This window comes from Mesobacillus zeae, assembly GCF_003570705.1.
Taxonomy (GTDB): domain Bacteria; phylum Bacillota; class Bacilli; order Bacillales; family Cytobacillaceae; genus Mesobacillus_C; species Mesobacillus_C zeae.
The window spans coordinates 31394-57743 of the sequence record NZ_QWVT01000021.1 but is presented as its reverse complement, the minus strand read 5'-3'; the positions used below and the strand labels follow the sequence as shown (position 1 = coordinate 57743).

Below are 26350 nucleotides of genomic sequence, written 5' to 3'. Positions count from 1 at the left end.
GGAATCGAAAATGAAGCATTTGTATTTAGGGAAAGAGCACGAAATATTTCGCAAGTCGCTCAGGAAATTTCTTGAGAAAGAAGCATATCCTTTTTATGAGCAGTGGGAAGAAGAGAGAATGGTTCCTCGGTCTTTTTGGACAAAGATGGGGGACCAGGGATTCCTCTGTCCGGATCTCGATGAACAGTACGGAGGAAGCGGTGTTGACTGGGGGTTTTCTGTTGTCATCAATGAAGAGCTGGAGCGGGTTGGCTCAGGGCTTGTCGGTCTTGGACTTCATAATGATATTGTCGTGCCATATCTATCATCATACGGGACGGAAGAGCAGAAAAATCGTTGGCTCCCGCGCTGTGCTTCTGGGGAAATCATTACGGCGATTGCAATGACAGAGCCGGGGACGGGTTCGGATCTGGCTAATATCAAGACAACGGCCGTCCTTGATGGAGACCACTACGTGGTCAACGGGCAGAAGACCTTTATTACCAATGGCATTCAGTCAGATCTTGTTATTATTGTATGCAAGACGGACCCGAAGGCTGAACCGAAGCACAAAGGAATCAGCCTGCTTGCTGTTGAACGGGACAGCCCGGGGTTTTCAAGAGGGAGAAAACTGAATAAAGTCGGTCTTCACTGTCAGGATACAGCAGAGTTGATTTTTGAAGACTGCCGGGTAGCGAAGGACAACCTGATTGGGGATGAAGGCAAGGGGTTTTTCTATCTGATGCAGAAACTGCAGCAGGAGCGCCTTGTTGTTGCGATTGCCGCACAGACGGCTTCCGAGGTTATGTATCGCCTGACCTTGGACTATGTGAAAAGCAGGGAAGCATTCGGGAGGCCGGTGGGCCAGTTTCAAAACACACAGTTTAAGATGGCGGAGATTGCGACGGATATTGAAATGGGACGTGCATTCCTTGACCAGCTGATTGCAAGCCATATCAAAGGGAAGGATATTGTCACGCAAGTATCGATGGCTAAATGGAAGCTTACCGATACAGCGCGGCGGATTGCAGCAGAGTGTATGCAGCTTCACGGCGGCTACGGGTATATGGAAGAATACGAGATTGCCAGAAGGTTTCGCGACATTCCAGTGGCCAGCATCTACGCAGGAACGAATGAAATCATGAAAACCATCATCGCCAAAAATATAGGACTGTAGCACACCAAAGCGCCGGGGGTCAGGCACGCAGAAATGGTGTGCCGCATCATAGCGTCACCGCGCCGGGGGTCAGGCACGGGAGAGAGACACTACACAGCATCAGACTAAGTATGTAGTTTTGGATAATTAAAATTTCGCGATAGATTGGGAGGAGAATGTTATGCGCGAAGCAGTGATTGTGGAAGGTGTCAGATCACCTGTAGGAAGAAGAAATGGTGTGCTTAAGGATATCCGGCCAGATGAACTGGCAGCAAGTGTTTTGAAAGAACTGATTGAAAGAGCTGGGATAGAATCAAGCCTAATTGATGATGTGATCCTTGGGTGCGTTACACAGGCCGGGGAACAAGCGGGGGATATCGCAAGAGTGGCTGCCCTGACGGCCGGATTCCCAATCGAGGTGCCTGGCACGACGATTGACCGGCAGTGCGGTTCAAGCCAGCAGGCCGTCCATTTTGCAGCACAAGCTATTCTTTCTGGAGATATGGACGTGGTCATAGCAGGTGGGATTGAAAGCATGTCACGGGTGCCGATGGGTTCAAGCTATGGCCAGGCAGATTCGTTCAGCCCCCATCTGAGAGAAAAATATGAAATGATCCACCAAGGCCTTTCTGCCGAACGGATTGCCGAGAAATACGGTTTCTCACGAAAAGATGTTGATGATTTCTCTGCAGAAAGTCACCGCCGGGCACTGACTGCCCAGGCAGAAGGATATTTCAACCGTGAAATCATGCCAGTAGAAGCCATCCTTGAAAATGGGGAAACCACTGTCATTACCGAAGATTCCGGACCAAGAAAAGGAACATCGGGGGAGGTCCTTGCCGGGCTGAAAACTGTTTTTAAGGAAGATGGCGTCATCCATGCAGGCAATTCAAGCCAAATTAGCGACGGTGCAGCAGCCCTATTAATCATGTCACGTGAAAAGGCAGAGGAGCTGGGACTGAAGCCAAGATTCAGGATTTTGACTCGGATTGTTACAGGATCTGATCCTACCTTGATGCTGACAGGCCCTATCCCAGCTACAAAACAAGCGCTGAAAAAAGCTGGCCTCAATATCAGTGATATTGATATTTTCGAAGTGAACGAGGCGTTTGCCCCTGTGCCAATGGCATGGCTGAAGGAGACAGGCGCAGATCCTGCAAGACTGAATCCTAATGGCGGAGCAATTGCGCTTGGACATCCGCTTGGAGCAAGCGGTGCGCGGATCATGGTATCAATGATGCATGAGCTTGAACGAAGCGGAGGCCGCTATGGACTTCAGACAATGTGTGAAGGCCATGGAATGGCAAACGCCACCATTATCGAGCGATTATAAGAGTTTAAAAGAAACTTCATCAAAAGCGCGGGGATAAGGAGGATTTATTACATTAACAAACTAAAGCGTGCCTGACCCCCGGCGCGGTGATGCGCTGCATGACTAATAAAAGGAGGAATATGATGAGCACAACGATTGGTAGGATATTTGACCTGACTGTCCAGAAGCATCATGACAAGGAGGCTCTATATGATGTCCGGAAAGGCACTCGCTTCACATATGGAGAGTGGAGCCTTGAGGTAAACCGGCTGGCAAACGCTCTTTCTGGCAGCGGAGTGAAAAAAGGCGATCTCGTTTCAACATTCCTGTTCAATACGGAGGAGCTTGCAACTGCGTTCTTCGCCTGTGCCAAACTCGGTGCTGTATTCAACCCGATCAACTTCCGACTGATGAGCGAGGAAGTGGCTTATATCCTCGCAGACGCTTCCCCAAAGGTGGTCCTGTTTGAACAGGCGCTCGAACAAGTTGTTTCGGGAATTCACACACGCTTCCCGGACATTGCTTTTTGGTACATTGACGGAGATGCACCCGAATATGCGGCAAGTTATCATGAAAAAGTCCAATCCGCGGCTGCAGATGAAATCAAGGCGGATATCAGCGAACAAGACCTGTATGCCATCATGTATACCAGCGGAACTACAGGCCGTCCAAAAGGTGTGATGCACAAACATCGCAACATGGTCGAGCAAAGCCTTATCGTCATGGCTTCCACCAACTTAAATGCCTCAGACATCGGACTTGTAACCGCACCCATGTTCCACTGCGCTGAACTTCACTGCGCTTTCCTCCCGAGAGTCCATGCCGGCGGTAAAAATGTTCTCCTACATCACTTTGAGCCCAAAAAAGTGCTGGAACTCATTCACACAGAAAAAATCACCAAGCTCTTTGCGGCTCCGACAATGTGGAACATGATCCTCCAGGAAGACCTGAAACAGTACAATCTCGAAAGCCTGAACCTTGGCCTTTATGGCGCCGCGCCGATGGCACCGGCTCTTGTCCGTGCCTGCCATAGCCAGCTTGGCATTAAGCTCGTCCAGGCTTACGGCATGACAGAGATGGGGCCTGCAATCACATTCCTGTCGGAGGAGGACCAGCTTACAAAAGCCGGATCTGCCGGACAGGCAGGCCTAAATCATGAAATCCGGATCATCCGGCCAAATGAGGATGGGCCCTCTGATCCGAATGATATCCTCCCTCCCGGAGAATCGGGGGAAATCATCGTCAAGGGCCCCTGTATGATGAGCGGTTACTATAACCTCAATGAAGCATCGGAAAAAGCTCTGTATAAAGGATGGTACCATTCTGGGGATATCGGCTATCTCGACCACGAAGGCTATCTGTGGGTGAAAGACAGGGTGGATGACATGATCATCTCCGGCGGTGAAAATATTTATCCGCGCGAGGTCGAAGACCTCCTGCATGAGCATGAGGGGATCCTTGATGCAGCAGTTGTGGGTCAGCCAGACGATAGCTGGGGCGAGACTGTCATCGCATTCGTTGTGAAAAAAAATGCCGCTGTCACTGAGGAAGAACTTGATGAGTGGTGCCGGAACAGCGACAGTCTTGCGAATTATAAAAGACCGCGAAAATATATATTTGTCGAAGCGCTTCCGCGGAATGCGAGCGGCAAGATCCAAAAATTTATGCTCCGCAAGCAAATGGAAGAGATGTTTGCGAAAGGGCAGTCAAAATGACGCCAAATGATGAACCTAGTGCAGAAAACATGCGCCAAACTGAACCCCTCCCTTCTTCTGGAGGGGCTCAGCCTTTGCTTGAAAATATCAGAGTCATAGACTTCACCCAGTATCTTCCCGGCCCGTTTGCGACATTGCGGCTAGCTGAACTGGGAGCGGAAGTAATCAAGATCGAACCGCCGGATGGTGATCCCGCAAGACACACGGGTGTTGACAACGAGTCGGACTCTCCTGTGTTCCTTGCTCACAATCGCGGCAAAAAAAGTGTTGTGCTCAACCTGAAAACATCGGAGGGCCGCCTGGCAGCTCTTGAACTTGTCCGCAGTGCCGATGCCATTGTTGAAAGCTTTCGTCCTGGAGTAATGGAGAAACTTGGCCTTGGCTATGAAGAAGCCATGCAAGCCAACGCGAAAATTGTATATATCTCAATCACTGGCTATGGCGATAAAAGCCCACTTGCATATTTCGGAAGTCATGATATCAACTACATGGCTCTTAGCGGTGCCCTCGCCCAGCTCAAGGATTCGGCCGGAAGGCCTATTCACCCGACCAATACTTTTGCTGACTTTTTTGGAGGGATAGCTGCATCAGAGCGGCTCCTTGCCGGGCTTGTTTCCATGCAGCACACCGGAAAGGGAAGTTATCATGTCATTTCGCTTGCGGAAACGATGGTCTCTCTTATGGGGAACCATGTCATGATTGAAAAACTGAACGGGGGCCAGAACGGGGTCGAAATCCTGAATGGAACGATTGTTTCCTATCATTTATATGAAACAAAAGATGGCCGCCATATCAGCATGGGTGCGCTGGAGCCGAAGTTTTGGAAAAACTTTTGCCATGCAGCCGGCCGGGACGAATGGGTTTCAGCCCATTTTTCCAAAGCAGTGCCAGATAATCCGATTTACCTCCAAATCATAGAGCTTTTCAAATCCAGGACGCTTCGCGAATGGACTGAGTTTGGTCATAGTGTTGACTGCTGCCTTGTCCCGGTGCTGGATGCAGGTGAGCTTGCAGATTTCCCTCTTTTTAAAAATAAAGGTATCGTCCATGACTCGACTGGTGGGTTAAGACAGGTGAAGATGCATGGCGATGTTAATCAGCCTGATGAAGCCCATCCCCCTGAAAAGGGGAGCAGTACATCCGATGTATTGAAGGAAATGATCCAGGATTACAGGATCAAAGCAGGAAGTGCCAGCAGCAATTCATAAGAATTCAAATGGAGGAAGGGGAACGTAAAGTATGATGAATGTACCGCTTTTAGTGGGATCCATGCTGGAAAGGGCTGAAAAGTTCTTTCCCAATAAAAAAATCATTTCCCGGACGCAATCTGGAATTCAACGTTTCACTTACAGGGAAACAGCAGCACGTACGAGAAGGCTAGCAGGTGCCCTCGCTTCACTTGGTGTGAAAAAAGGGGAGCGGGTTGGGACATTTGCCTGGAATCACCACCGCCATCTTGAGTTGTATTTTGCTGCGCCCGGCATGGGAGCAGTTCTTCATACAATCAATATCCGCCTTTCCCCTGAACATATTTCCTATATCATCAACCATGCGGAAGATAAAGTGCTGTTTATTGATGAAGATTTGCTGCCGCTTGTCGAAAGGGTAAAAGATCAGCTTCCTTCAGTCGAAGCATATGTGATTATGACAGACAAGCAAGAGCTTCCTGAAACAACTCTCCATCCTGTGTTCTCATATGAGGCGCTATTGAAGCAAAGCAATCCTGCAACTGAGTTCATCAGGGAACTGGATGAAAATGATCCCGCAGGTATGTGCTATACCTCGGCTACGACAGGAAACCCAAAAGGCGTAGTATATTCCCACAGGGCGATTGTTCTTCACAGCTATGCGATGGGACTGGCCGATACGATGGCGCTATCTGAATATGATACATGCCTTCCTGTTGTGCCGATGTTCCACGCCAACGCATGGGGCCTTCCATTTGCCGCTGCATGGTTTGGTACCAATCAGGTTCTGCCTGGGCCGCAGTTTACACCCAAGCTTTTGGCTGAGCTGATCGAGGAGGAGAAAATAACGATTGCTGCCGGCGTCCCAACGATTTGGCTCGGCCTGCTGAATGAACTTGAACAGGGGAGCTACGATACTTCTTCCCTGAGAAGCATTGTTTGCGGAGGCTCGGCAGCTCCGAGGAGCATGATTAAAGCATTCGAAACAAAGTATAAAATTCCATTCCTCCATGCTTTTGGTATGACCGAGACAACGCCGCTCGCAACTGTCTCAAGGCTGAAAAGTTACCAAACCTCGCTTGGTGTGGAGGAGATGCTGGATATCCGGTCCAAACAGGGTCTGCTTGTTCCTGGGCTTGAGATGAAGGTGGTTGCCGATAGCGGCGAGGTGGAGTGGAACGGCAAGGATATGGGCGAGCTATTGATCCGTGGCCCGTGGATTGCGGATGAATATTATCGGGACGAGCGCTCGGAAGAGGCCTTCCGCGATGGATGGCTGTACACTGGCGATGTGGCGACAGTCGATGATGAAGGTGTGATTAAGCTGGTCGATAGGACAAAAGACTTGATAAAGAGCGGTGGGGAATGGATATCTTCCGTCGATCTTGAAAATGCAATAATGGCGCATGAAGCTGTTTTTGAAGCAAGCGTCATCGCTGTTCCTCATGAAGAGTGGCAGGAGCGTCCTATTGCCTGCGTTGTCCTTAAAGATGCTTATACGGGGAAAACCTGTAAGCAGGAACTGCTGGACTTTATTTCTCCGCAGTTCGCGAAGTGGTGGCTGCCGGACGATATTGTCTTTATGGACGAAATTCCGAAAACATCTGTCGGGAAATTCCTTAAGCGGGCGTTAAGGGAAAAACTGAAAAATCACCTTACGCAAAGTACAGAAGCATAAAATAATTTTAATCCAGAGGGCCTTTGGGGCTCTTTTTTTATAGAGTAATTCGTAATTCGAAGCCCGGATTTTACAGTGGTAACACAGGTTTAATGTCGTAACATTCAGGAGATAAACTTATTTTATAAGGAAATAAACCAAGTAGTTACAATTTTTCCATATGGAAGGATAAAAGGTGAGGCTTCATGAATGTTAGAAATAGAAGTGAAAACAATGCTCCAAACGATACGGTATTTTGAAGAGTGTGAAATTGTAGTCAATGTTACAAGTCTTGATGACATTCCCCTTTTTTCAGTGTGCTATTCTGATGGACAATTTTGGCTTAAATACTTTAAAGATGGCAGTTGAATCTACCATTAGAGATCTAGAGATCACGCAGCCATATTGACAGCGGGCAATACATAAAATGAATCTTTAAGTAAAATCCTCTTGTAAAAAAGAGGATTTCGGTTTATTATTTAGTTAAATAACTAAATAATTACAGACTTGTCCGAAAGGGGATCTTTCCCGTGAATGACACATTTAAGGCACTCGCGGATCCAACCAGAAGAAAAATACTGGATTTGTTGAAGGAAAAGGACATGTCGGCAGGAGAGATTGCAGACCACTTTACAATGTCAAAACCAAGTATTTCCCAGCACTTGAAACTGCTTAAGCACGCTGGCCTTGTCCAGGATGAAAAACAGGGCCAGTACATCATATACTCGCTCAATACGACAGTTTTTCAGGAGCTTGTTTCCTGGGCGTTTGGTTTCACACAGTTAAAAAATGATGAGACAGGGGAGAGTAGATAATGAAAAAACACCTTTTTCCGCTAATCTTGATCATCTTGTCGGCAGCCGTTTGGCTGGCAGTTTATTCAAGGCTTCCTGCGCAAATTCCGACTCACTGGAATTTTAGCGGTGAAGCAGACGATTACGCGACCAAGCTGAATGCTATGATTTCCCAGCTCGGGATCATGGTCCTTATTTATGGAACAATGGCGTTCTTGCCAAAGGTGGATCCAAGAAAGGCCAACTACCGGTATTTTTCTAAAAGCTATGCCATTATCATGAATGCAATGCTTGCCATTTTCTTTTTGCTCAACCTGCTCGTCCTCTTTAACGCACTTGGTGTCTCTGTTCCTATGTCGACAGTTGTTCCGGCCGTGATTGGCTTGCTTTTTATTATCCTCGGAAATTATTTTCAGAGGGTGCGCTCCAACTTCTTTATTGGAATTCGCACACCTTGGACACTCAGCAGCGAGAACGTCTGGAAAAAGACACACAGGCTCTCTGGAAAATTATTCTTTGCTGGAGGAGTTGTGATGCTCCTCGCGGTATTCCTGCCGGAAGGTCCCCAAGAAGCGGTAATCATCACAGTCATCACTGTTATCCTCTTCATTCCTTACCTGTACTCCTATCTTGAGTTCCGGAAAGAAAAGAAATAAGCTTTGTAGATTTAATTTAACCTCTCATATATTGAGAGGTTTTTTATTGATAATTAGCCCATGGTTCGTGCTGGTTGAAATATATCTCAGCTTGGTCGATAAATGCCTATGCTTGGTCGATATGAGTAGCAGGCTGGTTGAAATATGCCACAGCCTGGTTGAATTTACACCATGCTGGCTGCTATAAGTCATACTCTCTGCCAATGAAATAATATCTTAGCTTATAAGATTTTTAGCAGGGAGGCTGGCTTGTTGCCTGCACACTTATTTTTTAAATTTCCACACTATTGGTAGTATAATACGAATATTACATCGTTTCATTTTTCGAAAAAATATTAGGACGCTTGGAGGCTGCTGGAATGAAGGTCCTTTCGTTTTTAAAACCATACAGAATTCCGATGGGGCTTGCAATTTCGTTCATGCTGATCGAGCTTGGCGTTGAGCTGATGCAGCCTTTGCTGATTGCCAGGATCATCGATAAGGGGATACTGCAGAATGATTTGCAGGCAGTGATGAAGCTTGGCGGGATTATGCTTGGCTTGTCGCTGCTCGCTTTTGCTGCAGGGATCACGAACAGCTTTATTGCGGCGTATGCGAGCCAGAATTTCGGGTACGACCTGCGCCGGAGTCTGTTTGAGAAGATACAGGCTTTTTCCTTCGCTGATTTCAACAAGTACCCGGCTTCTTCACTCATTACAAGAATTACAAATGACGTCAATCAGCTTCAAAGCACGCTTTTTATGAGTCTTCGGATTGCGATGCGGGCCCCGCTGCTTGTCATCGGCGGAGTGACGATGGCAGTTCTCGTGAATGCCAGGCTGGCATTAGTCTATATCATCGTCATCCCGCTTCTTCTGCTGTTCCTTATTTTGATCATGAACACATCCTCAGCCCTGTTTAAAAAAGTCCAAGGAGCATTGGACAGGGTGAATGCCCTCATACGCGAGAATCTTGCAGGCATGAGACTGATTAAGGCATTTGCCCGCGGAGATTATGAACAGCAAAGGTTCACGAGCGCGAACCACAGCCTGATGGAACGGACCGCTTATGCATTAAGGCTGACAGAGACCGCAATTCCAGTCCTTCTGTTTATTATGAATCTCACAGTCCTTGCCGTACTATGGTTTGGTAATCTTGATATACAAACCGGAAAGGCGACGGTTGGCGAGACGGTTGCCATCGTTAACTATTCTGCTAGGATTACGACTGCGTTCTCGATGTTTTCTTTTATCATCACAGTTTTATCAAGGGCGAAGGCATCTTCTGCGAGAGCAAATGAAATTTTGTCTGCCGAGACGGCCGCGAGTGAAGGGCAGGAAGCGTATATCGGTAAGAACCTTTCAGGGAGCAAAGTTGAATTCAAGCATGTTAACTTCGAGTACCCTGACAGCGGAACCGAAATTCTCCGCGATATTTCTTTTACAGCCTTTCCCAGGGAGACGGTTGCTTTGATGGGAGCAACGGGATCAGGGAAATCGTCTTTGTTTCAGCTTATTCCAAGATTGTATGAATTGACGGATGGCAGCATTGAAGTGGACGGAAAAGATATCAGGGAGGTTGGTGTGGATTCACTTCGCAGGCAAATTGGCTATGTTCCACAGGAAGCGCTGCTTTTTACAGGCAGCATAGGCGAAAATCTTGCCTGGGGAAAAGAGGATGCGACCATTGAGGAGATGGACCGTGCTGCTTCCCATGCGCAAATAAGGGACATGATCGAAGAACTCCCGGAAAAATATGATACTTTGCTTGGCCAGAAGGGTGTCAACCTGTCGGGAGGCCAGAAACAGCGGCTGTCGATTGCGAGGGCGCTTGTGAAAAAGCCGCGCATCCTTTTGCTTGATGACAGTACAAGCGCACTGGATCTTAAAACAGAAGCGAGCCTCCTTGAAGCTTTGAAAGAGTATCAGTGCACCACATTGATGATTACGCAAAAAATCAGTACAGCAAAGGAAGCTGACAAAATCCTTCTTCTTGATGATGGGAGAATCATCGCAGCTGGAACACATGAGGAACTGCTGGAGCATTCGTCCCTGTACGGGGAAATCTGCATGTCCCAGCTGGGCGAGGCGGAGGTGAAAAAGTGAGGCATCCACAAAAACTCGAAAAAGGGATCAGGCCGGACAATTTTACCGGAACTGTAAAGAGAATCTGGACATATCTGTCAGCCCGAAAAGGCCTCCTGGCGGGTGTGCTGCTGATGGTGTTCGCAAGTTCCGCATTAAGCCTGCTTGGCCCTTTTATCATCGGGAAAACCATCGACAATTATCTTGCAGCCAAAAGTGCGGATGGCCTCGGCCTTGTTCTTGCCGGTCTTGCCGCTGTGTATTTTTTCTATTCACTGTCGGTTTGGCTCCAGAATTTCTGGATGATCGGCATTGCCCAGGAAGCTGTGTTCAAAATGAGGACAGAGTTGTTCACCCAATTTCAGCGACTGCCAGTAACATTTTTCGACAAACGCCAATATGGTGAATTGATGAGCCGGGTGACAAACGATATTGAAAATGTGAGTTCAACATTAAACAGCTCGGTCATCCAGGTTTTTTCAAGCATCCTGACTCTTTTCGGCACGCTAGCGGTGATGCTCTATTTGAGCCCGCTCCTTACAATAGTCACGATGATCATCGTTCCCCTTATGTTTGCCGGTATGAAGTGGATTACGAGCAGGACTGGCAAGCTGTACAGGGAACAGCAAAGAAATCTTGGCAATCTCAACGGCTTTATCGAGGAAAGCATTTCTGGTCAAAAAATCATTAAGTCTTTTTCCCAGGAACAAAAGGTGATTTCTGAATTTCTCGTGAAAAGCGAACAGCTAAAAAAGGCCGGTTATTGGGCCCAGGTGTATACGGGCTTTATTCCTAAGCTGATGAACGTATTGAATAATTTAAGCTTTGCGATTGTGGCGCTTGCTGGCGGCATTTTTGCACTTAAAGGAATGGTCACAATCGGCACCATCGTCATTTTTTCCGAATATGCACGGCAGTTTACCCGTCCTTTGAATGACCTTTCCAATCAGTTTAACACACTTCTCTCTGCTGTAGCAGGTGCTGACAGGGTATTTGATATCCTTGACGAGCAAAAAGAGGATTTTGATGAAGGTGATGCCAGGGACTTGCCGAATATCAGGGGAGAAGTGCAATTTTGCAATGTATCCTTCTCTTATGAAAAAGGCGGTGATACTGTCCAAAGCCTTCATTTCCATGCTGCACCCGGTGAAAAAATCGCGCTTGTCGGCCCGACTGGCGCCGGTAAATCGACTATCATCAATCTCCTTTCCCGTTTCTATGAACCGGTGGACGGGTCTATTCTCATCGACGGCCAGGATGCAAGGGAAATCAGGCGTGAAAGCCTGCGGAAGCAAATGGGTTTTGTGCTGCAGGATTCATTTTTATTCCAGGGGACGATAAGGGAAAACATCCGGTACGGGAAGCTGGGGGCATCTGATGAAGAAGTCCGGCAGGCGGCAGAAGACGCTAATGCCCATTCTTTCATCACGAGGCTGCCGGGTGGCTATGATACGGTGCTGGCACCGGACGGAGCAGGAATCAGCCAGGGGCAGAAACAGCTCCTTTCCATTGCGAGGGCCATTCTAGCGAGTCCATCCATCCTGATTCTTGATGAGGCGACAAGCAGCATTGACACAATTACCGAGTTGAAAATCCAGGAAGCATTGGCGCGGCTGATGGAGGGAAGGACGACGTTCATGATTGCGCACCGACTGAATACTGTCCGCAGAGCTGATAACATTCTGGTTATTGAGAAAGGCAGGATTATTGAAAGTGGTACGCATGATGAACTTTTAAGAGAAAAAGGCTTTTACTTCGGCTTATACCAGAATCAGTTTAAAAAAGCCTCATTCCAGGCACTTAAATAATGGTAGGTGGAAACAAACTTAATTTTCGAAAGTGTTTGACATCATTGTGATTCTGTAATAAAATCAGTTTAATTAAACGCGGAACGAAAACAACATACCATATACTCTTATCGAGAGCGGCGGAGGGACTAGGCCCTGTGAAGCCCGGCAACCTTCAAGGATGATTCCTTGAAAAGGTGCTAATTCCTGCAGGTATTCATACCTGAAAGATAAGAGAGAAGCCAGAAAGGCCTTCTCTTATCCGGGAGGGCCTTTTTCTTTTGGAAGATGGCTCGTCCGGTATGGCTGGAATCGGAAAGCTTTTGTGAAAAATAACTTAAATACTCTTATCGAGAGCGGCGGAGGGACTAGGCCCAATGATGCCCGGCAACCTACAAGGGATTTTTCCTTGTAAAGGTGCTAATTCCTGCAGGTGTAGATTGCCTGGCAGATAAGAGGAGGATCATTGGGCCCTCTTCTTATGAAGAGGGTTCTTTTTTCTATCAATCTTCAAAAAAACAAAGGGGGAAGGGCAATGAAAAAATGGTGCCGGCAGCCGGGAGTAATTTCAAATTAGCCAGAAAAAGTCGGAGAGGCCGCCTTGCGGAGCAAGACAGAAATTCTTTCCTTCCTAAACCTGGACGGCTGCGCATAGCATGACTATATGGACTGAAATAAAAGCGTTGGCGGGCAGCACATTCAAGCTTCCCGGGAGAGAATCAGAGGAAGAACTTCAAAAAATCATTAGCATGTAAAGGGGATGGGGAAAATGACTACGATTAAAATTGCCCTGCTTGGTTTTGGGACGGTTGGCCAGGGAGTGTATCATACAATCAGGACACATCAGCGCGAACTAGCTTCCATTCTCGGGAAGAAAGTGGAAGTGGCAGCAGTGCTTATCAAGAACAAGGAAAGGGACCGAGGGATAGAAGATGGAATCCTTGTAACGGATAATTTTGAAGATATCCTTGCAATTAATGGGTTGGATGTCATAGTTGAGGCTATTGTCGGACGGGAGCCCGCTTTTTCCTATCTGCAAAAAGCAATTTATAGAGGCTGTCATGTAATAACTGCCAATAAAGAAATGTTTGCCGCTCACGGAACAGAATTAAAAAAACTTGCCGGAATCCATGGGGTGACAATTGGTTTTGAAGCGACAGTGGCTGGGGGAGTTCCGGTTATCCAAACCGTTCTGCAGCTTTTAAATGTAAACAGAATAAAAAAAATCGAAGGCATCCTGAACGGGACATCCAACTACATTCTAAGCGAAATGCGAACAGCGGGAAAATCGTTTGAAGAAGCTCTTATAGCAGCACAGGAAAAAGGTTATGCCGAAGCAGATCCTACGAACGATGTGGAGGGATATGACGCTTTTTACAAACTAATGATTTTGAGTGAAATCGCTTTTGGAGGTAAGCCCGATTGGGATGATGTTCCCAGGGAAGGAATCAGCTCTATTACAGGGGAACAAATCAAGCAGGCTGAGAAACTGGGGCTTCGCTTTAAATTGATTGCTTCGATCCAGCGGGCGGGCGGGAAAATCACCGGTTCTGTACGGCCAACACTTGTTTCAGAGAGCCATCCTTTGTTTAACATTGAAGGAGTGGAGAATTCCGTCAGTATTGAAGCAGACATTGTCGGGCGGATTACCCTTCAGGGCCCGGGAGCCGGAATGTATCCGACAGCGAGCGCTGTAATCGAAGATTTAATTCACTCCCTTCTTAACAGAAAGGTGAAACATCCTTCCATTCCGCATCTGGTGAAGGCTGTTCCTGAGTCCGCGGGTAAAAATGAAAAACAAAATTGGGTGATGATGGGGCTTGGAAATTCCACTTTAAAGTCCATCCCGAATTGGTCTATCGCTGAAAATGAATCACTGCGCTTTTTAGAGGCGGATGAAACGACCGTTTCCCGTCTAAAAGAGCAGAACAATAAGGCTAGTTTCTTCGAAGTGCTGGGTGAGCCCGTCCTTGAACCAAATGTATTTGAAAAGGTATAGCCTGTTTGAAAGAAAAAATCCCCACGGCTGCAAGTGCGGCCGGGGGGATTTTTTCTTTCAATTGTTCAAGAGCTTTGGGCTTATCCTTGTGCACCACCCTACGACAATGCACAGGATGTGCGAGTAAGGCGTTGCGCACAGGACGTGCGCGCCTTTAGCGTTATAAATCAACATCGAATCGCTACGCTCTTCGTGTTTCCTTTATCTCAGGCAGTGTGCTCCAGTCCATACGTCGTTGAACGGGCGCTTCCGCTTTTCTATTGATCCTGTAATTGCTTTGCTTCCATATATAGTGCCTGTATAAATTTCCTGATATTGATGCGGGAGTGGGAGAGAGGGAGGTCCCCCCTGCTTTCAAGTTCCATCATTTTCATCCGGACTTGGGAATAATCAAAGAACTTTGATGAGTAGTTCTCAAATTTAGGATTGGCAAAGTCCGTCAAGCCGAGTGAGGCAATATGTTCGAGTGCCTGGTGGATTGCGCGGCGAACCCGCTGCTCGCCCGCTTTTGTTTCTTTCTTGACTTCAGCAGGGGGGACGGTTGGCCCATATCGCTTCTCGACGATTTTTTCATAGAGATCTTTCAATGCGGGGGTCTCTCTGACACCCTCTTTTTCCAGCTGTGCCATGATTGAAAGCATATCAAGCAAGTCTTTGCTGCCGCTTTCAGCGAGAATGCCGAGTTCAAGCAATACAGTTTTCCCTGCTGAGACAATGGAGCAGGGTAGCCGTTTAGTCCAGGATTGGGGTTCAGCTTTCGGGTTAAAGCTTCCAAGTACGTTCAGCGATTTTTGAATATTGATTATCGATTTTTCAAGAAGAAGGTGTTCGCACACTTTTTTTAGGACACTGACAACTTCAAGCCTGTTAATCGGCTTTGTAATATAATACTCAACACCGAGGGAGTAGGCTTCGCCAATCATGTCCTTCGTTTCAACCTGCGAGACCATGATGATTTTACCTTTGAACGAAGGCGCAATTTCCCTGACTGTCTCGATGCCGTCCCGGTTGGGCATGAGCAAATCTATCAGCAGTACATCAATGTCAGCATTTTGAAGTTCATCGGAATACACTTCCGATCCATCCCCGGCTTCTCCTTTTACCACTCCAAGGTCCTCATCCTCGATGATATTGGCAAGCATGGCCCTGACTGGGGCTGAATCATCCACGATAAAAAAATTCAATAATCTCATCCTCTCTCCATTAAACATTCTGTAGGCAGGCTAACGGCAAATACAGTGTTGTATTGTCCTTGCTTGTCTTCAATCGAAAAACTGCCATCAAGGCTTTCTATCACATTTTTAACATAGGACAGCCCAATTCCATTTGATGCAATACCATCCTGGTCAAACTTGGTGGTGAATCCTGGTTCAAATATATGAGGCCTATTCCGGGCGGCAATTCCTGTCCCGGTATCCTTTACCAATATTTTAAGGTGGTCTCCCTCAAGTGCTGCTTCAAGTCGTATTTCTCCGTCTTCCTTAATCGCTTCTACTGCATTGGATACAAGATTGTTTACGATAGATAGAATCATGAAGGTATGGAAACGTTTGGGAGACTCAGGAACAATGAGCTGGATATGAACCTTTTTTCCAAGAAGCTGTGAGTACCTTTCATTTGATGTAATGACTACATTTAAGATTTCTTTCATACTTAAAAAGTCACTCAAATCTTCTTTTGCCATCAGCTTGGATAGTCCTGCATAGATCCGCTGACTGTCCTTTTTTGTTTCATGCATTTCTCCGGCTATTTTAAGGGCTGCCTGCGCATGTTCGTTATGTCCTTCCCCTTTTAAATTACGGTAGAGGACGTAACATTCACTAGTCAGTTCTTCCGAGTTTTTCATCATTTTTTTCAGCTGGATCATTTCCACGTAAAGATTGGAAATCAGCATCAGCATCTGCTCAATCCGTAAGCGCTGCTCGTGCTCGGCTGCCCTGGCTTCCCGGATAACAAATATATTGAAAAAACCTAAAACGAAAAAACTCCTGATGATCGCAATTCCGCTAATAGTCAAAAGTGTATTGAGAGTGAACGGCACATGTATAAACAAAGATCTTGCCGCAAGTTCAGCAATACTTGCGAAAATTTCAATCACGACACCTAACAAGCCAAGCAAGAAGGGGCTGCCGTAGTAGCTCTTCACATGAAAATAATGAAACATTGCTGCAAACGATAAATAATAGAAGAAAACCGGAAAATGCAGTTCGAAATTAACGATTGCTGGCATTCCCGCAATATAAATTCCGTAAAGGATTCGGAAGACAACAACTGCTATTCCTGCAAGCAATCCGGAAAAGACCGGGTTAATCCTTCGAGACCATAGCAAAAAGAAAAAAAACACTGGTGTACCAAGACTAATCCTAAGGCTGCCTTCAAGGGGATAAAACTTCATTTCGCCCGCCAGCGGCACCGCCAGCATTAAAGCCATATATATTAAAATCTTTTTGGGCATCATTTTCGCCGCCTTTGCATCTTAATCCACGTAGACTCGTGAGGGGCCAATCTGCCCAAGGTGTTCCAAAATAAAAAGGAATAAGGTCTTTATCCTTTGCGTAACGATCGAATCCACTGCTGGCTGGCCTTCATTGCTGTAACGCTCGCGCTTTTTTTACTAACATTGTTCATTATAAAGGTTTTGCATATACTAGTAACCCTCATTTATGACAACTTTATTAAGTTAACTACACAATCTGTCGTTTCCTGTAGTTTTTCGTAGGGAGCCTGATAATCTTTTAACTGTAACCGGGACCATGCTTCCTAAGAAAAAACACAATTGGTCTCTTGGTTACTTTCACCCCCTGTCCGATTGCAGGGTGTGAAAGCACACGGAATATATTGTGAAGTTGTTCACAAAATTTTCACGGGAGGCAGGTGACAGGGGCCCGATCAATAAAAGGGCATCCATTACCGGTTATTAGCAGTAAAGGTATATTGCAATTTTATCATTCCTAAAAAAATTTACCCGTCTGGAGGTAAGGACATGTTTTGGATTCAATTTCTTATAGTACTCGCCTGTATTTTCATCGGGGCGCGTCTTGGCGGTGTTGGTTTGGGAGTAATGGGCGGCGTTGGACTTGCCATTCTCGTCTTCGTTTTCCATCTTCAACCAACTTCAGCACCAATTGATGTTATGCTCATGATTTTGGCCGTTATTACAGCAGCAGGTGCACTGCAAGCTGCAGGCGGCATGGATTACCTGGTTTTTGTAGCAGAAAAGGCACTTCGGAAAAATCCTAAATGGATTACATTCATCGCTCCGATTGTCACTTACGTTTTCACTTTCTGCGCAGGAACTGGTCACGTTGCTTATTCAGTTCTTCCGGTTATTGCGGAAGTTTCACGCGAATCAGGTATTCGTCCTGAACGCCCAATGTCAATTGCAGTAATCGCTTCACAACAGGCAATCACAGCAAGCCCGATTTCCGCAGCTACTGTTGCGTTACTTGCCCTGCTGACTGATTTCAACATCAGCCTTCTTGATATCATGTTGATCTGTATACCTTCTACATTCATCGCTTGTATGATCGCAGCATTTGTTGCAAGTAAAACAGGCAAAGAGCTTAACATGGATGAAGATTACCTGAAACGCCTTGAAGAAGGCCTTGCACCAATCAAGAAAGACAAAAAAGCATTCGACCCTAAACCGGGTTCTAAATTGTCTGTTATGCTTTTCCTTCTTGCAGCTGTTCTGGTTGTTGTACTTGGATCTTTCGAAGCACTTCGCCCAGGCTGGGATGTTGAAGGAGTCTTCACTCGCATGACAATGCCGGTTGCCATCGAAATCGTCATGCTGACTATCGCAGCATTGATCATGATTTTCTGTAAGCCAAATGTCGAAGAAATTGTATCTGGCAGCGTATTTAAAGCTGGTGCTGCTGCAGTCGTTGCAATCTTCGGTATCGCTTGGATGGGAGATACATTCTTCCAAGGAAACATGGAATTGATCTCTAATTCTATCTCTGATTTGGTAACTACAGCTCCTTGGTTGTTCGCAATCGCACTGTTTGCACTTTCCATCCTGCTATACAGCCAGGCTGCAACAGTTCGTACCCTTATGCCGCTTGGAATTTCACTCGGCATTAGTCCAGCACTTTTGATCGCGATGTTCCCTGCAGTAAACGGATACTTCTTTATCCCGAACTATCCAACTGTTGTTGCTGCAATCAACTTTGACAGAACAGGAACAACAAAAATCGGTAAATATGTATTGAACCACAGCTTCATGGTACCTGGATTGATTGCAAGTGTAGGGTCAGTTATAATCGGTATCCTTCTTAGTATGATAGTTTTATAAAAACACACTGTTAAACAAACCGGATATCCGGTTTGAAAATAAATTTGGCAGCCGTTCTTAGTCGGACGGCTGTCCACATTGAAAATTGGGAGATGACAGAAAATGGCTGAACAATTCCGTATCGAAAAAGACTTTTTGGGTGAAAAAGAAGTACCTGTTAATGCGTACTATGGCGTGCAAACAATGCGTGCAATCGAAAACTTTCCAATCACCGGGTATCGGATTGATGAAGCTCTGATCAAAGCTATGGCTATTGTTAAGAAATCTGCAGCCCTTGCAAATGCCGAAATCGGACAACTTGACCGCAAGGTTGCTGATGCAATCAGCACAGCAGCAGAAGAAGTAATCAATGGCAAACTGCATGATCAATTTATTGTGGATCCTATCCAGGGTGGTGCAGGAACATCAATCAACATGAATACAAACGAGGTCATTGCAAACCGTGCGCTTGAACTGATTGGCGAAGCAAAAGGATCTTACAAAGTAATCAGCCCGAACTCACATGTAAACATGGCACAGTCTACAAATGACTCTTTCCCTACTGCAATCCACTTGTCCTCACTAATGACTATGGAAGCATTGATTGAAGCAATGGAAGAGCTTCATAGCGAGTTCATGAACAAAGCAATGGAATTCGATGCTGTTATCAAAATGGGACGTACTCACTTGCAGGATGCTGTTCCAGTACGCCTAGGCCAAGAGTTCGAAGCATATGCACGCGTTTTGAGAAGAGACATCAAGAGAATCAGCGCAACTAGAGACCACCTGCATGAAGTGAACATGGGAGCTACTGCCGTTGGAACAGGCTTGAATGCTGATCCTGAATACATCAAAAAAGCAGTAGGATACCTTGCTCAATTCAGTGGTTTCCCAATAACAGGAGCAGAAAACCTTGTTGACGGAACACAAAACACAGATTGCTATATTGAGGTTTCTGCAGCGCTTAAAGTTTGTATGTTGAATATGTCAAAAATCGCTAACGACCTACGCATGATGACATCTGGCCCACGTTGCGGATTTGGTGAAATCAACCTTCCAGCACGCCAACCAGGATCTTCTATCATGCCAGGAAAAGTAAACCCTGTAATGGCTGAAGTATTGAACCAAAGCGCATTCCAGGTTGTTGGAAATGATTTGACAATCAGCATGGCGTCTGAAGCAGGCCAATTTGAGCTTAACGTTATGGAACCAGTCATTGTATTTAATCTCCTTCAATCAATCAAAATTATGACAAATGTATTCAATGTTTTCCGTGAGCATTGCCTAAAAGGCATCACAGCAAATGAAGAAAGAATGGCTGCTTATGTAAATAACAGCGTTGGCGTGATTACAGCAATCAACCCTCACGTTGGTTATGAAACAGCTGCATCCATTGCAAGGGAAGCAATCCTCAGCAACAGGCCAGTAAGAGAAATCGTTCTTGAACGCGGCGTGTTAACAGCTGGAGAGCTTGACCTTATCTTAAACCCATTTGAAATGACGCATCCTGGCATTGCAGGAAAAGAACTTTTAGACAGCAAAAAACAAGAAAAAGAACCGGTACTGGTTTAATACTTGCAATAGCAAAAGGAGGCACTAACACATATGGAGCGGGGAAAAAATCAGCACCTTTACCGTAAACTTCACTCCCTGTCAGGAATCATCCCAGTTGGGGTGTTCCTGACAGTCCACTTGTTCGTTAACTATACGGCAACGTGGGGAATGGATGCTTACAATACGGCAGCAGGAGTAATGGTCAATCTGCCATTCAAAATTTTTCTTGAGTCATTTATCATCTTTATCCCACTTTACTTCCATGCCATTTACGGAATGTATATTGCATTCCAGTCAAAGAACAATGTAGGGAGCTATGGCTATTCGCGCAACTGGAAATTCTTCTTACAGCGCCTAAGCGGAGTGATCACTTTTATTTTCGTTACTTGGCATATTTGGGAAACAAAAGTACAAGTTGAGTTCTTTGATGCAGAAGCCAACTTCAACTTGATGGCTAATATCGTAGACAATCCTGTATCTTTGGCTCTTTATATTGTAGGGATTGTAGCTGCTGTATACCATTTCGCTAATGGCATCTGGACTTTCCTCATCACTTGGGGAATCACTGTTTCACCTAAATCACAAAAGTTTTTCGCAATTATCACACTTGGACTTTTTGTCGTACTATCCATCATTGGTGTACGCGCAATCCTTGCATTTGCATGATAGCTGGATAGGAGGACATCACTTATGAGCAAAGGCAAAATTGTTATCGTTGGCGGCGGTCTTGCAGGTCTTATGGCAGCAATTAAAATCGCTGAAAAAGGAACAAAAGTTGACTTATTTTCGATTGTCCCGGTTAAACGCTCGCACTCAGTTTGTGCGCAGGGCGGAATTAACGGAGCAGTCAATACAAAAGGGGAGAATGACTCACCGTGGGAGCACTTTGATGACTCTGTATACGGCGGAGACTTCCTTGCAAACCAGCCTCAAGTAAAAGGAATGTGTGAGGCTGCACCGAAAATCATTCATATGTTCGACCGTATGGGTGTAATGTTTAACCGTACGCCAGAAGGTCTGCTGGACTTCCGTCGTTTTGGCGGTACACAGCATCACCGGACAGCGTTTGCTGGTGCAACAACAGGCCAGCAGCTTCTTTATGCACTTGATGAGCAAGTCAGAAAGTATGAAGTAGATGGTCTTGTAACAAAGTACGAAGGCTGGGAATTTGTTTCAGCTGTACTTGATGACGAAGGAATTTGCCGCGGGATCACAGCGCAAAACCTTAAATCAATGGAAATTAAGCCATTCCCGGCTGATGCAGTTATCATTGCAACAGGCGGTCCTGGACTTATTTTTGGCAAGTCGACAAACTCAACAATCAATACTGGTTACGCAGCTGCAAGGCTGTACGAGCAGGGAGCCATTTATGCGAACGGCGAATTCATTCAGATCCACCCAACTGCAATTCCTGGAGACGACAAAAACCGTCTCATGAGTGAATCAGCACGTGGTGAAGGCGGCCGTGTTTGGACATATAAAGATGGAAAACCTTGGTATTTCCTTGAGGAAAAATATCCTGCATACGGAAACCTTGTACCACGTGATATCGCAACTCGTGAAATCTTCGATGTTTGTGTGAACCAAAAACTTGGTATTGACGGTGAAAACAAAGTATATCTTGATTTATCTCATATTGATTCCAAACAGCTTGATATCAAACTAGGCGGCATCATGGAAATTTACGAGAAATTCATGGGCGACGACCCACGTAAAGTTCCAATGAAAATCTTCCCTGCCGTGCACTATTCAATGGGCGGACTTTGGGTTGATCTTCAACAACAGACTAACATTCCTGGCATATTTGCTGCAGGTGAGTGCGATTACTCCCAGCATGGTGCAAACCGTCTTGGTGCGAACTCCCTTCTGTCAGCAGTATACGGTGGTATGGTTGCAGGTCCTTCAGCGCTTAATTACATCAGCGGCGTTGAAAAATCTGTGGATTCAATACCTGCAGCAATCTTTGATAAGCAGCTTGAAGAAGACAATAAAAAATATCAGTCTATCCTTTCAATGGACGGCAATGAAAATGCCTACATGCTTCATAAAGAGCTTGGCGAAATGATGACAGCAAATGTCACTGTTGTCCGTGAAAATGCAAAGCTGAAAATGGCTTATGAAAAACTTCAAGAGTTCACAGAAAGATTTAAACGCATTAACATCGAAGATACAGCAAAATGGAGCAACTCAAGCGCTTCGTTCGTCCGCCAGCTTGAAGGCATGATCAACCTTGCGCATGTCATCACGCTTGGAGCTTACAACCGTAACGAAAGCCGCGGTGCTCACTACAAGCCTGAATTCCCTGACCGGAATGACGAAGAATGGCTGAAAACAACTATGGCACGTTTCAACGCTAAAACGAAAAAACCTGAGCTTTCTTATGAGGAAGTTGACATTTCGCTTATTACACCGCGGAAACGGGATTACACCAAGGCGAAGAAAGGAGCCAAGTAATCATGGCAGGAGACAGCAAAAAAATTCACTTGATTATCACAAGGCAGCAGGATGCTAATTCCAAGCCGTACCAGGAAGAATTCTTGGTTCCTTACCGTTCTAACATGAACATTATTTCGGCTTTGATGGAAATTCAAAAGAATCCCGTGAATGCACAAGGCAAGGAAACTACACCGGTTATCTGGGAGTCAGTTTGCCTTGAAGAGGTTTGCGGAGCTTGTTCCATGGTTATTAACGGCAAGCCTCGCCAGGCATGTTCATCACTGATTGACCAGCTTGAACAGCCTATCAAAGTAGCACCGCTTAGCACTTTCCCAGTTGTCCGTGACCTTGCGGTTGACAGGCAGCGTATGTTTGATTCGCTGAAGAAAGTGAAAGCTTGGGTTCCTATCGATGGAACTTATGATTTAGGCGCTGGTCCAAGGATGCCTGAAAATACACGCCAATGGGCTTATGAGTTATCAAAATGTATGACTTGCGGATGCTGCTTGGAAGCATGCCCGAACGTGAATGACAATTCTCCGTTCATGGGACCTGCTCCGTTATCCCAAGTTCGTCTATTCAACGCCCATCCAACTGGTGCAATGCACAAGGATGAAAGATTTGAAGCTGTAATGGGAGAGGGCGGAATTACAACTTGCGGTAACTCGCAAAACTGCGTCGAAGTTTGCCCTAAAGGCATTCCGTTGACAACGTCAATCGCTCACCTGAACCGCCAAGTAACACTTCATTCCTTCAAAAGCTTCTTTGGAAACTTCTAAAAGAGCAAAATAAAACGGAGCCTGGACCCCTTTAGTATGCTAAAGGGATCCAGGCTCCGTTTATTGCGTTAAAGCGCCGGGGGTCAGGCACGCGGAAGTAGTGTGCCGTATCATTGTGTTAACGCACTGGGGGTCAGGCACTGTTTAGTGTGATAAAGTGTAAATGAATTAGTTGCTGGTAAGTGAATGTGGGGAGGGTGTTGAGGTTGTTATTTAGAAAAGATTTCGCTATATCCAATTTTTCTGAACCTGTTTTAACAAATGAAAAAAGCGGACCTCGTAAGCTGGTCCGCTTTCAATTGATACTGCTTGTAACTTGCAACTTCACAAGATTTATTTAATTGAATCTGTTCCATATAAACCGCCGCGGTACTGTTATTCCACTTGATGATTTTGTAACCTAAACGACGTAAGCCCTACCTCTCTTACATCCTTACGGCTCCGAAGCCGATCCAGTGTGAATAAGTTGTTCAAGAAAATATATTAAGCAGAACGCCATAAGTTTATGACTCAATGTTCCAAGTTACAATATTGGACGAACTAGACTAGTTTACCTTTTCTACATACCTTTGTCAATAGTTATATTTTTTTTATTTCTTTTTCATATTCTCCTGTGCCATTCTCACCATTTCACGGACCATGCCGCCGCCAAGTCTGCCTCCGACTTTTCCGGCCTGCTCCGATGTAAGCTGCCCATTATAGCCATTTTTAAGCGGAACTCCAGCTTCTTCTGCAGCTTCGAATTTGGCTGCCTGTGGATCTGAGGTCCCAGCTATTTTAGCTTTAAGCTGATCAAGGGAGTCCCTAGCTTCTGGGACAAGTATTTTATTTCTGCGTGCCATTGTCAATCCTCCTTTTTTTATAGAGTGCCCGCAACGTTCTATGTTATTTGCTAAAGAGGGATTAGTCTCCAAGAGTATAAAAGTGGGGGAAGCTATAGTTTATCCAGAGAGTTATTTACAGCATAAACCTTGATAAAATAAGCCCTCCACAGGTTTATGCACAGTATCCACAAGCTGATCGATGGTTATCCACATGAATTTACCCACATCCCACAAGACCTGATGAAGTGAGTAATGATAAGGATTAGTGGATAGTTATCCACATTATAACCAGTGTTGTGGATATGTATTGAATTATAAGAAAAACAGAAGAGGGAAATAATAAAAAGTTTTGTGAATCTAATGTGAAGTCCATTGTATAACTAGGGAAAATCAGCTATATTATAACCAAGGAAGGTTAGTGAATGAATTTACATACTGCCCTTACCCATCTCCCTTTAGTAAATGAAAACCAACCCCTCCCCTAAAAACAGCAAAAGCAGGATCACCAGGATCCTGCTTTTGCTGTTTTTGTTTTGGGGCCTGACCCCCGGTGCGTTGAAGCAATGCTGCATCACCCCAAGTCTGCGTGCCTGACCCCCGGCGCGGTGATGTGTCACACTGCAACAGCACGCCGTTTCTTATCCTTTGACTCTTGAATCGGCCGATTTGGAGCGTGCCATTGCCTCCAAGTCTTCGTGGTCGGCTAAGTCACGGTCGAATTCAACATCCCGGCCGTCTGTTTTCATGTTTTTAGGGACTTGTGGCAGTGATGCAGTGTTTTTATCGCGATTTCGGTGTCCGCGTGAACGTGGCATAGTAAAACCCCTTCCAGGTGTGTTTTATTTCCTCCTGCAAACAAACATAAAAAGCACAGGAGCTTTGTCCTGTACCTTTATGTTGTACGTTTGTTTCAGTACGTATGATTGGTAATAACATTCTTATCTGAATTTCCAGAAGAACACTAGTCCTGCGTTCATCCGTCAGCGCCATTCACCTATTGGTCCCGCTTGTCCCTGCGGAAGCCGCCGGCCTTGTCCGCCATCTTAAATTCATGGTTGTACGTAACTTCCTGCATGCTTGACAATGTATGCCTCTGCTTTTCTTTTTTCTTCTTTTCCAATCCGATCACCCTTCCTGTTATAGTCGTTTAACAGTATTTCCATGAAGGGAAGGAATAAACAGGTACCACCTCAAAAAATATCCGCTAATGCCTGATCAAGGACGGGATAGTTAAATGAAAATCCATTCTCCAGAAGTTTCTTCGGCAAAACCTTTTGGCCTTCAAGCACAAGCACACTCATTTCGCCGAGCATCAGCTTCAGTGCAAAAGTGGGTACGGGCAGCCAATGCGGTTTCCCGATAGCTACTGAAAGCGACCTGCCGAAATCTTTCATCCTTACCGGGTCTGGAGAAGTAAAGTTCACCGGTCCAGCCAAATTCGGGTTGTCAATGGCAAACAAAATGCCCCTGACTACGTCCTCAATATGAATCCAAGATATCCATTGCCGTCCTGAGCCCACCGTTCCGCCAGCGAAAAGACGATAGGGAAGAGCCATGCGCGGCAAAGCGCCCTCATCGGAATCGAGAATGACACCAAAACGGCATAATACGGTGCGTAGCCCCAGGTCGGATGCTTTACCCGCCACCGCTTCCCACTTCCTTGCTGTGTAGGCCAGAAAGTCTTCTCCATCTGCATCCAGCCGCTCTGTAAAAGTGTGATCAAGCGATGTCCCGTATATCCCGATTGCCGATGCATTCACAAGGATTGCCGGCTTATTCTCCATTGCGCTAATAATCCGGTTTACTTCCTCGCCGGCCTGTAGCCTGCTCTCTATAATTCGCTTTTTTCCTTCTTCAGTCCAGCGGGTATTGATGGTGGCACCTGCCAAATTCACTATGGCATGAATTCCTTTCAGCTCTTTTTCGGGCCTGTCACCATCATTCAGCCAACGGACAAAGCGAACTCCACCACCTTTGCTTTTAGGACCAGCCGCAGCTTCCGCCTTTGCAGTGCTCTTCCTCGTAAGCACAATTGCTTCATGGCCATTGTCCGTTAGAAAACGGCAAAGCGCTTTTCCGACAAGTCCGGTTCCGCCTGTTACAGCTACCCTCATCTTTATACCTCCTGGCGTGTGTCTTATTTTTATTTTACACACTGTCGGCCAAAAAACCTTAT

At 45.9% G+C, this 26350-nt stretch carries 21 protein-coding genes and 2 riboswitches; of the genes, 15 read left to right on the top strand and 6 right to left on the bottom strand.

Features of this window, described 5'->3' with window-relative positions:
• The first annotated feature begins 10 nt into the window (after window positions 1–10).
• From D1970_RS12825 to D1970_RS12780, 10 genes are all read left to right on the top strand, one after another.
• Window positions 11–1156, top strand: a complete 1146-nt coding sequence (locus D1970_RS12825; protein WP_119113272.1) for an acyl-CoA dehydrogenase family protein — start codon at window positions 11–13, stop codon at window positions 1154–1156.
• 160 nt (window positions 1157–1316) lie between these two features.
• Window positions 1317–2468: a thiolase family protein gene (locus D1970_RS12820; protein WP_119113271.1), complete on the top strand. Its 1152-nt coding sequence runs from the start codon at window positions 1317–1319 to the stop codon at window positions 2466–2468.
• A 122-nt stretch (window positions 2469–2590) separates the two neighbouring features.
• On the top strand, window positions 2591–4162 hold the full coding sequence (locus D1970_RS12815) for a fatty acid--CoA ligase (protein ID WP_119113270.1): 1572 nt from the start codon (window positions 2591–2593) through the stop codon (window positions 4160–4162).
• Complete coding sequence (locus tag D1970_RS12810) at window positions 4159–5370, top strand: CaiB/BaiF CoA transferase family protein (protein ID WP_246370179.1); 1212 nt, start codon at window positions 4159–4161, stop codon at window positions 5368–5370. The genes D1970_RS12815 and D1970_RS12810 overlap by 4 nt, the downstream gene beginning before the upstream one ends.
• A 31-nt stretch (window positions 5371–5401) precedes the next feature.
• The gene (locus D1970_RS12805) at window positions 5402–7027 is read left to right on the top strand and encodes a long-chain fatty acid--CoA ligase (protein ID WP_119113269.1); all 1626 of its coding nucleotides are present in this window, start codon (window positions 5402–5404) and stop codon (window positions 7025–7027) included.
• Between the two features lie 509 nt (window positions 7028–7536).
• Window positions 7537–7821: an autorepressor SdpR family transcription factor gene (locus D1970_RS12800; RefSeq protein ID WP_119113268.1), complete on the top strand. Its 285-nt coding sequence runs from the start codon at window positions 7537–7539 to the stop codon at window positions 7819–7821.
• Window positions 7821–8456 carry an SdpI family protein gene (locus D1970_RS12795; RefSeq protein WP_119113267.1) on the top strand — a complete coding sequence of 212 codons (636 nt, stop codon included), beginning with the start codon at window positions 7821–7823 and terminating at the stop codon, window positions 8454–8456. The genes D1970_RS12800 and D1970_RS12795 overlap by 1 nt, the downstream gene beginning before the upstream one ends.
• Before the next feature lie 359 nt (window positions 8457–8815).
• Window positions 8816–10540, top strand: coding sequence for an ABC transporter ATP-binding protein (locus D1970_RS12790; protein ID WP_119113266.1), 1725 nt, complete (start codon window positions 8816–8818; stop codon window positions 10538–10540).
• Entirely contained in the window at window positions 10537–12327 is a 1791-nt protein-coding gene (locus tag D1970_RS12785) for an ABC transporter ATP-binding protein (RefSeq protein ID WP_259339666.1), read from the top strand. The genes D1970_RS12790 and D1970_RS12785 overlap by 4 nt, the downstream gene beginning before the upstream one ends.
• Before the next feature lie 104 nt (window positions 12328–12431).
• A riboswitch (SAM riboswitch) is annotated at window positions 12432–12543 on the top strand.
• 107 nt (window positions 12544–12650) lie between these two features.
• A riboswitch (SAM riboswitch) is annotated at window positions 12651–12764 on the top strand.
• 311 nt (window positions 12765–13075) lie between these two features.
• Complete coding sequence (locus tag D1970_RS12780; protein ID WP_119113264.1) at window positions 13076–14305, top strand: homoserine dehydrogenase; 1230 nt, start codon at window positions 13076–13078, stop codon at window positions 14303–14305.
• Between the two features lie 257 nt (window positions 14306–14562).
• On the opposite strand, the gene D1970_RS12775 is transcribed toward D1970_RS12780, so the two are convergent.
• Together D1970_RS12775 and D1970_RS12770 are read right to left on the bottom strand one after the other, a co-directional pair.
• Window positions 14563–15489, bottom strand: coding sequence for a response regulator (locus D1970_RS12775; protein WP_119113319.1), 927 nt, complete (start codon window positions 15487–15489; stop codon window positions 14563–14565).
• 5 nt (window positions 15490–15494) lie between these two features.
• Window positions 15495–16763 carry an ATP-binding protein gene (locus tag D1970_RS12770; RefSeq protein ID WP_246370178.1) on the bottom strand — a complete coding sequence of 423 codons (1269 nt, stop codon included), beginning with the start codon at window positions 16761–16763 and terminating at the stop codon, window positions 15495–15497.
• A gap of 525 nt (window positions 16764–17288) precedes the next feature.
• Between D1970_RS12770 and D1970_RS12765 the strand changes: the two genes are divergently transcribed.
• From D1970_RS12765 to sdhB, 5 genes are all read left to right on the top strand, one after another.
• Window positions 17289–18602 (top strand): anaerobic C4-dicarboxylate transporter family protein, encoded by a 1314-nt coding sequence (locus tag D1970_RS12765; RefSeq protein WP_119113262.1) that lies wholly within the window; start codon window positions 17289–17291, stop codon window positions 18600–18602.
• 102 nt (window positions 18603–18704) lie between these two features.
• Entirely contained in the window at window positions 18705–20153 is a 1449-nt protein-coding gene (gene aspA / locus D1970_RS12760) for an aspartate ammonia-lyase (RefSeq protein ID WP_119113261.1), read from the top strand.
• A 33-nt stretch (window positions 20154–20186) separates the two neighbouring features.
• Complete coding sequence (locus D1970_RS12755; RefSeq protein WP_119113260.1) at window positions 20187–20801, top strand: succinate dehydrogenase cytochrome b558 subunit; 615 nt, start codon at window positions 20187–20189, stop codon at window positions 20799–20801.
• A 24-nt stretch (window positions 20802–20825) separates the two neighbouring features.
• Window positions 20826–22589 carry a succinate dehydrogenase flavoprotein subunit gene (gene sdhA, locus D1970_RS12750; RefSeq protein WP_119113259.1) on the top strand — a complete coding sequence of 588 codons (1764 nt, stop codon included), beginning with the start codon at window positions 20826–20828 and terminating at the stop codon, window positions 22587–22589.
• Window positions 22590–22591: 2 nt separating this feature from the next.
• Complete coding sequence (gene sdhB / locus D1970_RS12745) at window positions 22592–23350, top strand: succinate dehydrogenase iron-sulfur subunit (RefSeq protein WP_119113258.1); 759 nt, start codon at window positions 22592–22594, stop codon at window positions 23348–23350.
• A gap of 590 nt (window positions 23351–23940) precedes the next feature.
• Here sdhB and D1970_RS12740 read toward each other — a convergent pair.
• The 4 genes from D1970_RS12740 to D1970_RS12720 form a co-directional block, all read right to left on the bottom strand.
• A complete protein-coding gene (locus D1970_RS12740; protein WP_119113257.1) occupies window positions 23941–24192 on the bottom strand; it encodes a small, acid-soluble spore protein, alpha/beta type in 252 nt (83 codons plus the stop codon).
• A gap of 620 nt (window positions 24193–24812) precedes the next feature.
• Window positions 24813–24989 carry a YfhD family protein gene (locus tag D1970_RS12730; RefSeq protein WP_119113255.1) on the bottom strand — a complete coding sequence of 59 codons (177 nt, stop codon included), beginning with the start codon at window positions 24987–24989 and terminating at the stop codon, window positions 24813–24815.
• 179 nt (window positions 24990–25168) lie between these two features.
• A complete protein-coding gene (locus D1970_RS12725) occupies window positions 25169–25294 on the bottom strand; it encodes a YfhE family protein (RefSeq protein WP_119113254.1) in 126 nt (41 codons plus the stop codon).
• A 70-nt stretch (window positions 25295–25364) separates the two neighbouring features.
• Window positions 25365–26288, bottom strand: a complete 924-nt coding sequence (locus D1970_RS12720) for a TIGR01777 family oxidoreductase (RefSeq protein ID WP_119113253.1) — start codon at window positions 26286–26288, stop codon at window positions 25365–25367.
• Window positions 26289–26350: the final 62 nt, after the last annotated feature.

Bases quoted from the DNA above. Each gene is read 5' to 3' on its own strand.
- D1970_RS12825 (WP_119113272.1), top strand. From the start codon at position 11: ATGAAGCATTTGTATTTAGGGAAAGAGCACGAAATATTTCGCAAGTCG.
- D1970_RS12820 (WP_119113271.1), top strand. From the start codon at position 1,317: ATGCGCGAAGCAGTGATTGTGGAAGGTGTCAGATCACCTGTAGGAAGA.
- D1970_RS12815 (WP_119113270.1), top strand. From the start codon at position 2,591: ATGAGCACAACGATTGGTAGGATATTTGACCTGACTGTCCAGAAGCAT.
- D1970_RS12810 (WP_246370179.1), top strand. From the start codon at position 4,159: ATGACGCCAAATGATGAACCTAGTGCAGAAAACATGCGCCAAACTGAA.
- D1970_RS12805 (WP_119113269.1), top strand. From the start codon at position 5,402: ATGATGAATGTACCGCTTTTAGTGGGATCCATGCTGGAAAGGGCTGAA.
- D1970_RS12795 (WP_119113267.1), top strand. From the start codon at position 7,821: ATGAAAAAACACCTTTTTCCGCTAATCTTGATCATCTTGTCGGCAGCC.
- D1970_RS12790 (WP_119113266.1), top strand. From the start codon at position 8,816: ATGAAGGTCCTTTCGTTTTTAAAACCATACAGAATTCCGATGGGGCTT.
- D1970_RS12780 (WP_119113264.1), top strand. From the start codon at position 13,076: ATGACTACGATTAAAATTGCCCTGCTTGGTTTTGGGACGGTTGGCCAG.
- D1970_RS12770 (WP_246370178.1), bottom strand. From the start codon at position 16,763: ATGATGCCCAAAAAGATTTTAATATATATGGCTTTAATGCTGGCGGTG.
- D1970_RS12765 (WP_119113262.1), top strand. From the start codon at position 17,289: ATGTTTTGGATTCAATTTCTTATAGTACTCGCCTGTATTTTCATCGGG.
- aspA (WP_119113261.1), top strand. From the start codon at position 18,705: ATGGCTGAACAATTCCGTATCGAAAAAGACTTTTTGGGTGAAAAAGAA.
- D1970_RS12755 (WP_119113260.1), top strand. From the start codon at position 20,187: ATGGAGCGGGGAAAAAATCAGCACCTTTACCGTAAACTTCACTCCCTG.
- sdhA (WP_119113259.1), top strand. From the start codon at position 20,826: ATGAGCAAAGGCAAAATTGTTATCGTTGGCGGCGGTCTTGCAGGTCTT.
- sdhB (WP_119113258.1), top strand. From the start codon at position 22,592: ATGGCAGGAGACAGCAAAAAAATTCACTTGATTATCACAAGGCAGCAG.
- D1970_RS12740 (WP_119113257.1), bottom strand. From the start codon at position 24,192: ATGGCACGCAGAAATAAAATACTTGTCCCAGAAGCTAGGGACTCCCTT.
- D1970_RS12730 (WP_119113255.1), bottom strand. From the start codon at position 24,989: ATGCCACGTTCACGCGGACACCGAAATCGCGATAAAAACACTGCATCA.
- D1970_RS12720 (WP_119113253.1), bottom strand. From the start codon at position 26,288: ATGAGGGTAGCTGTAACAGGCGGAACCGGACTTGTCGGAAAAGCGCTT.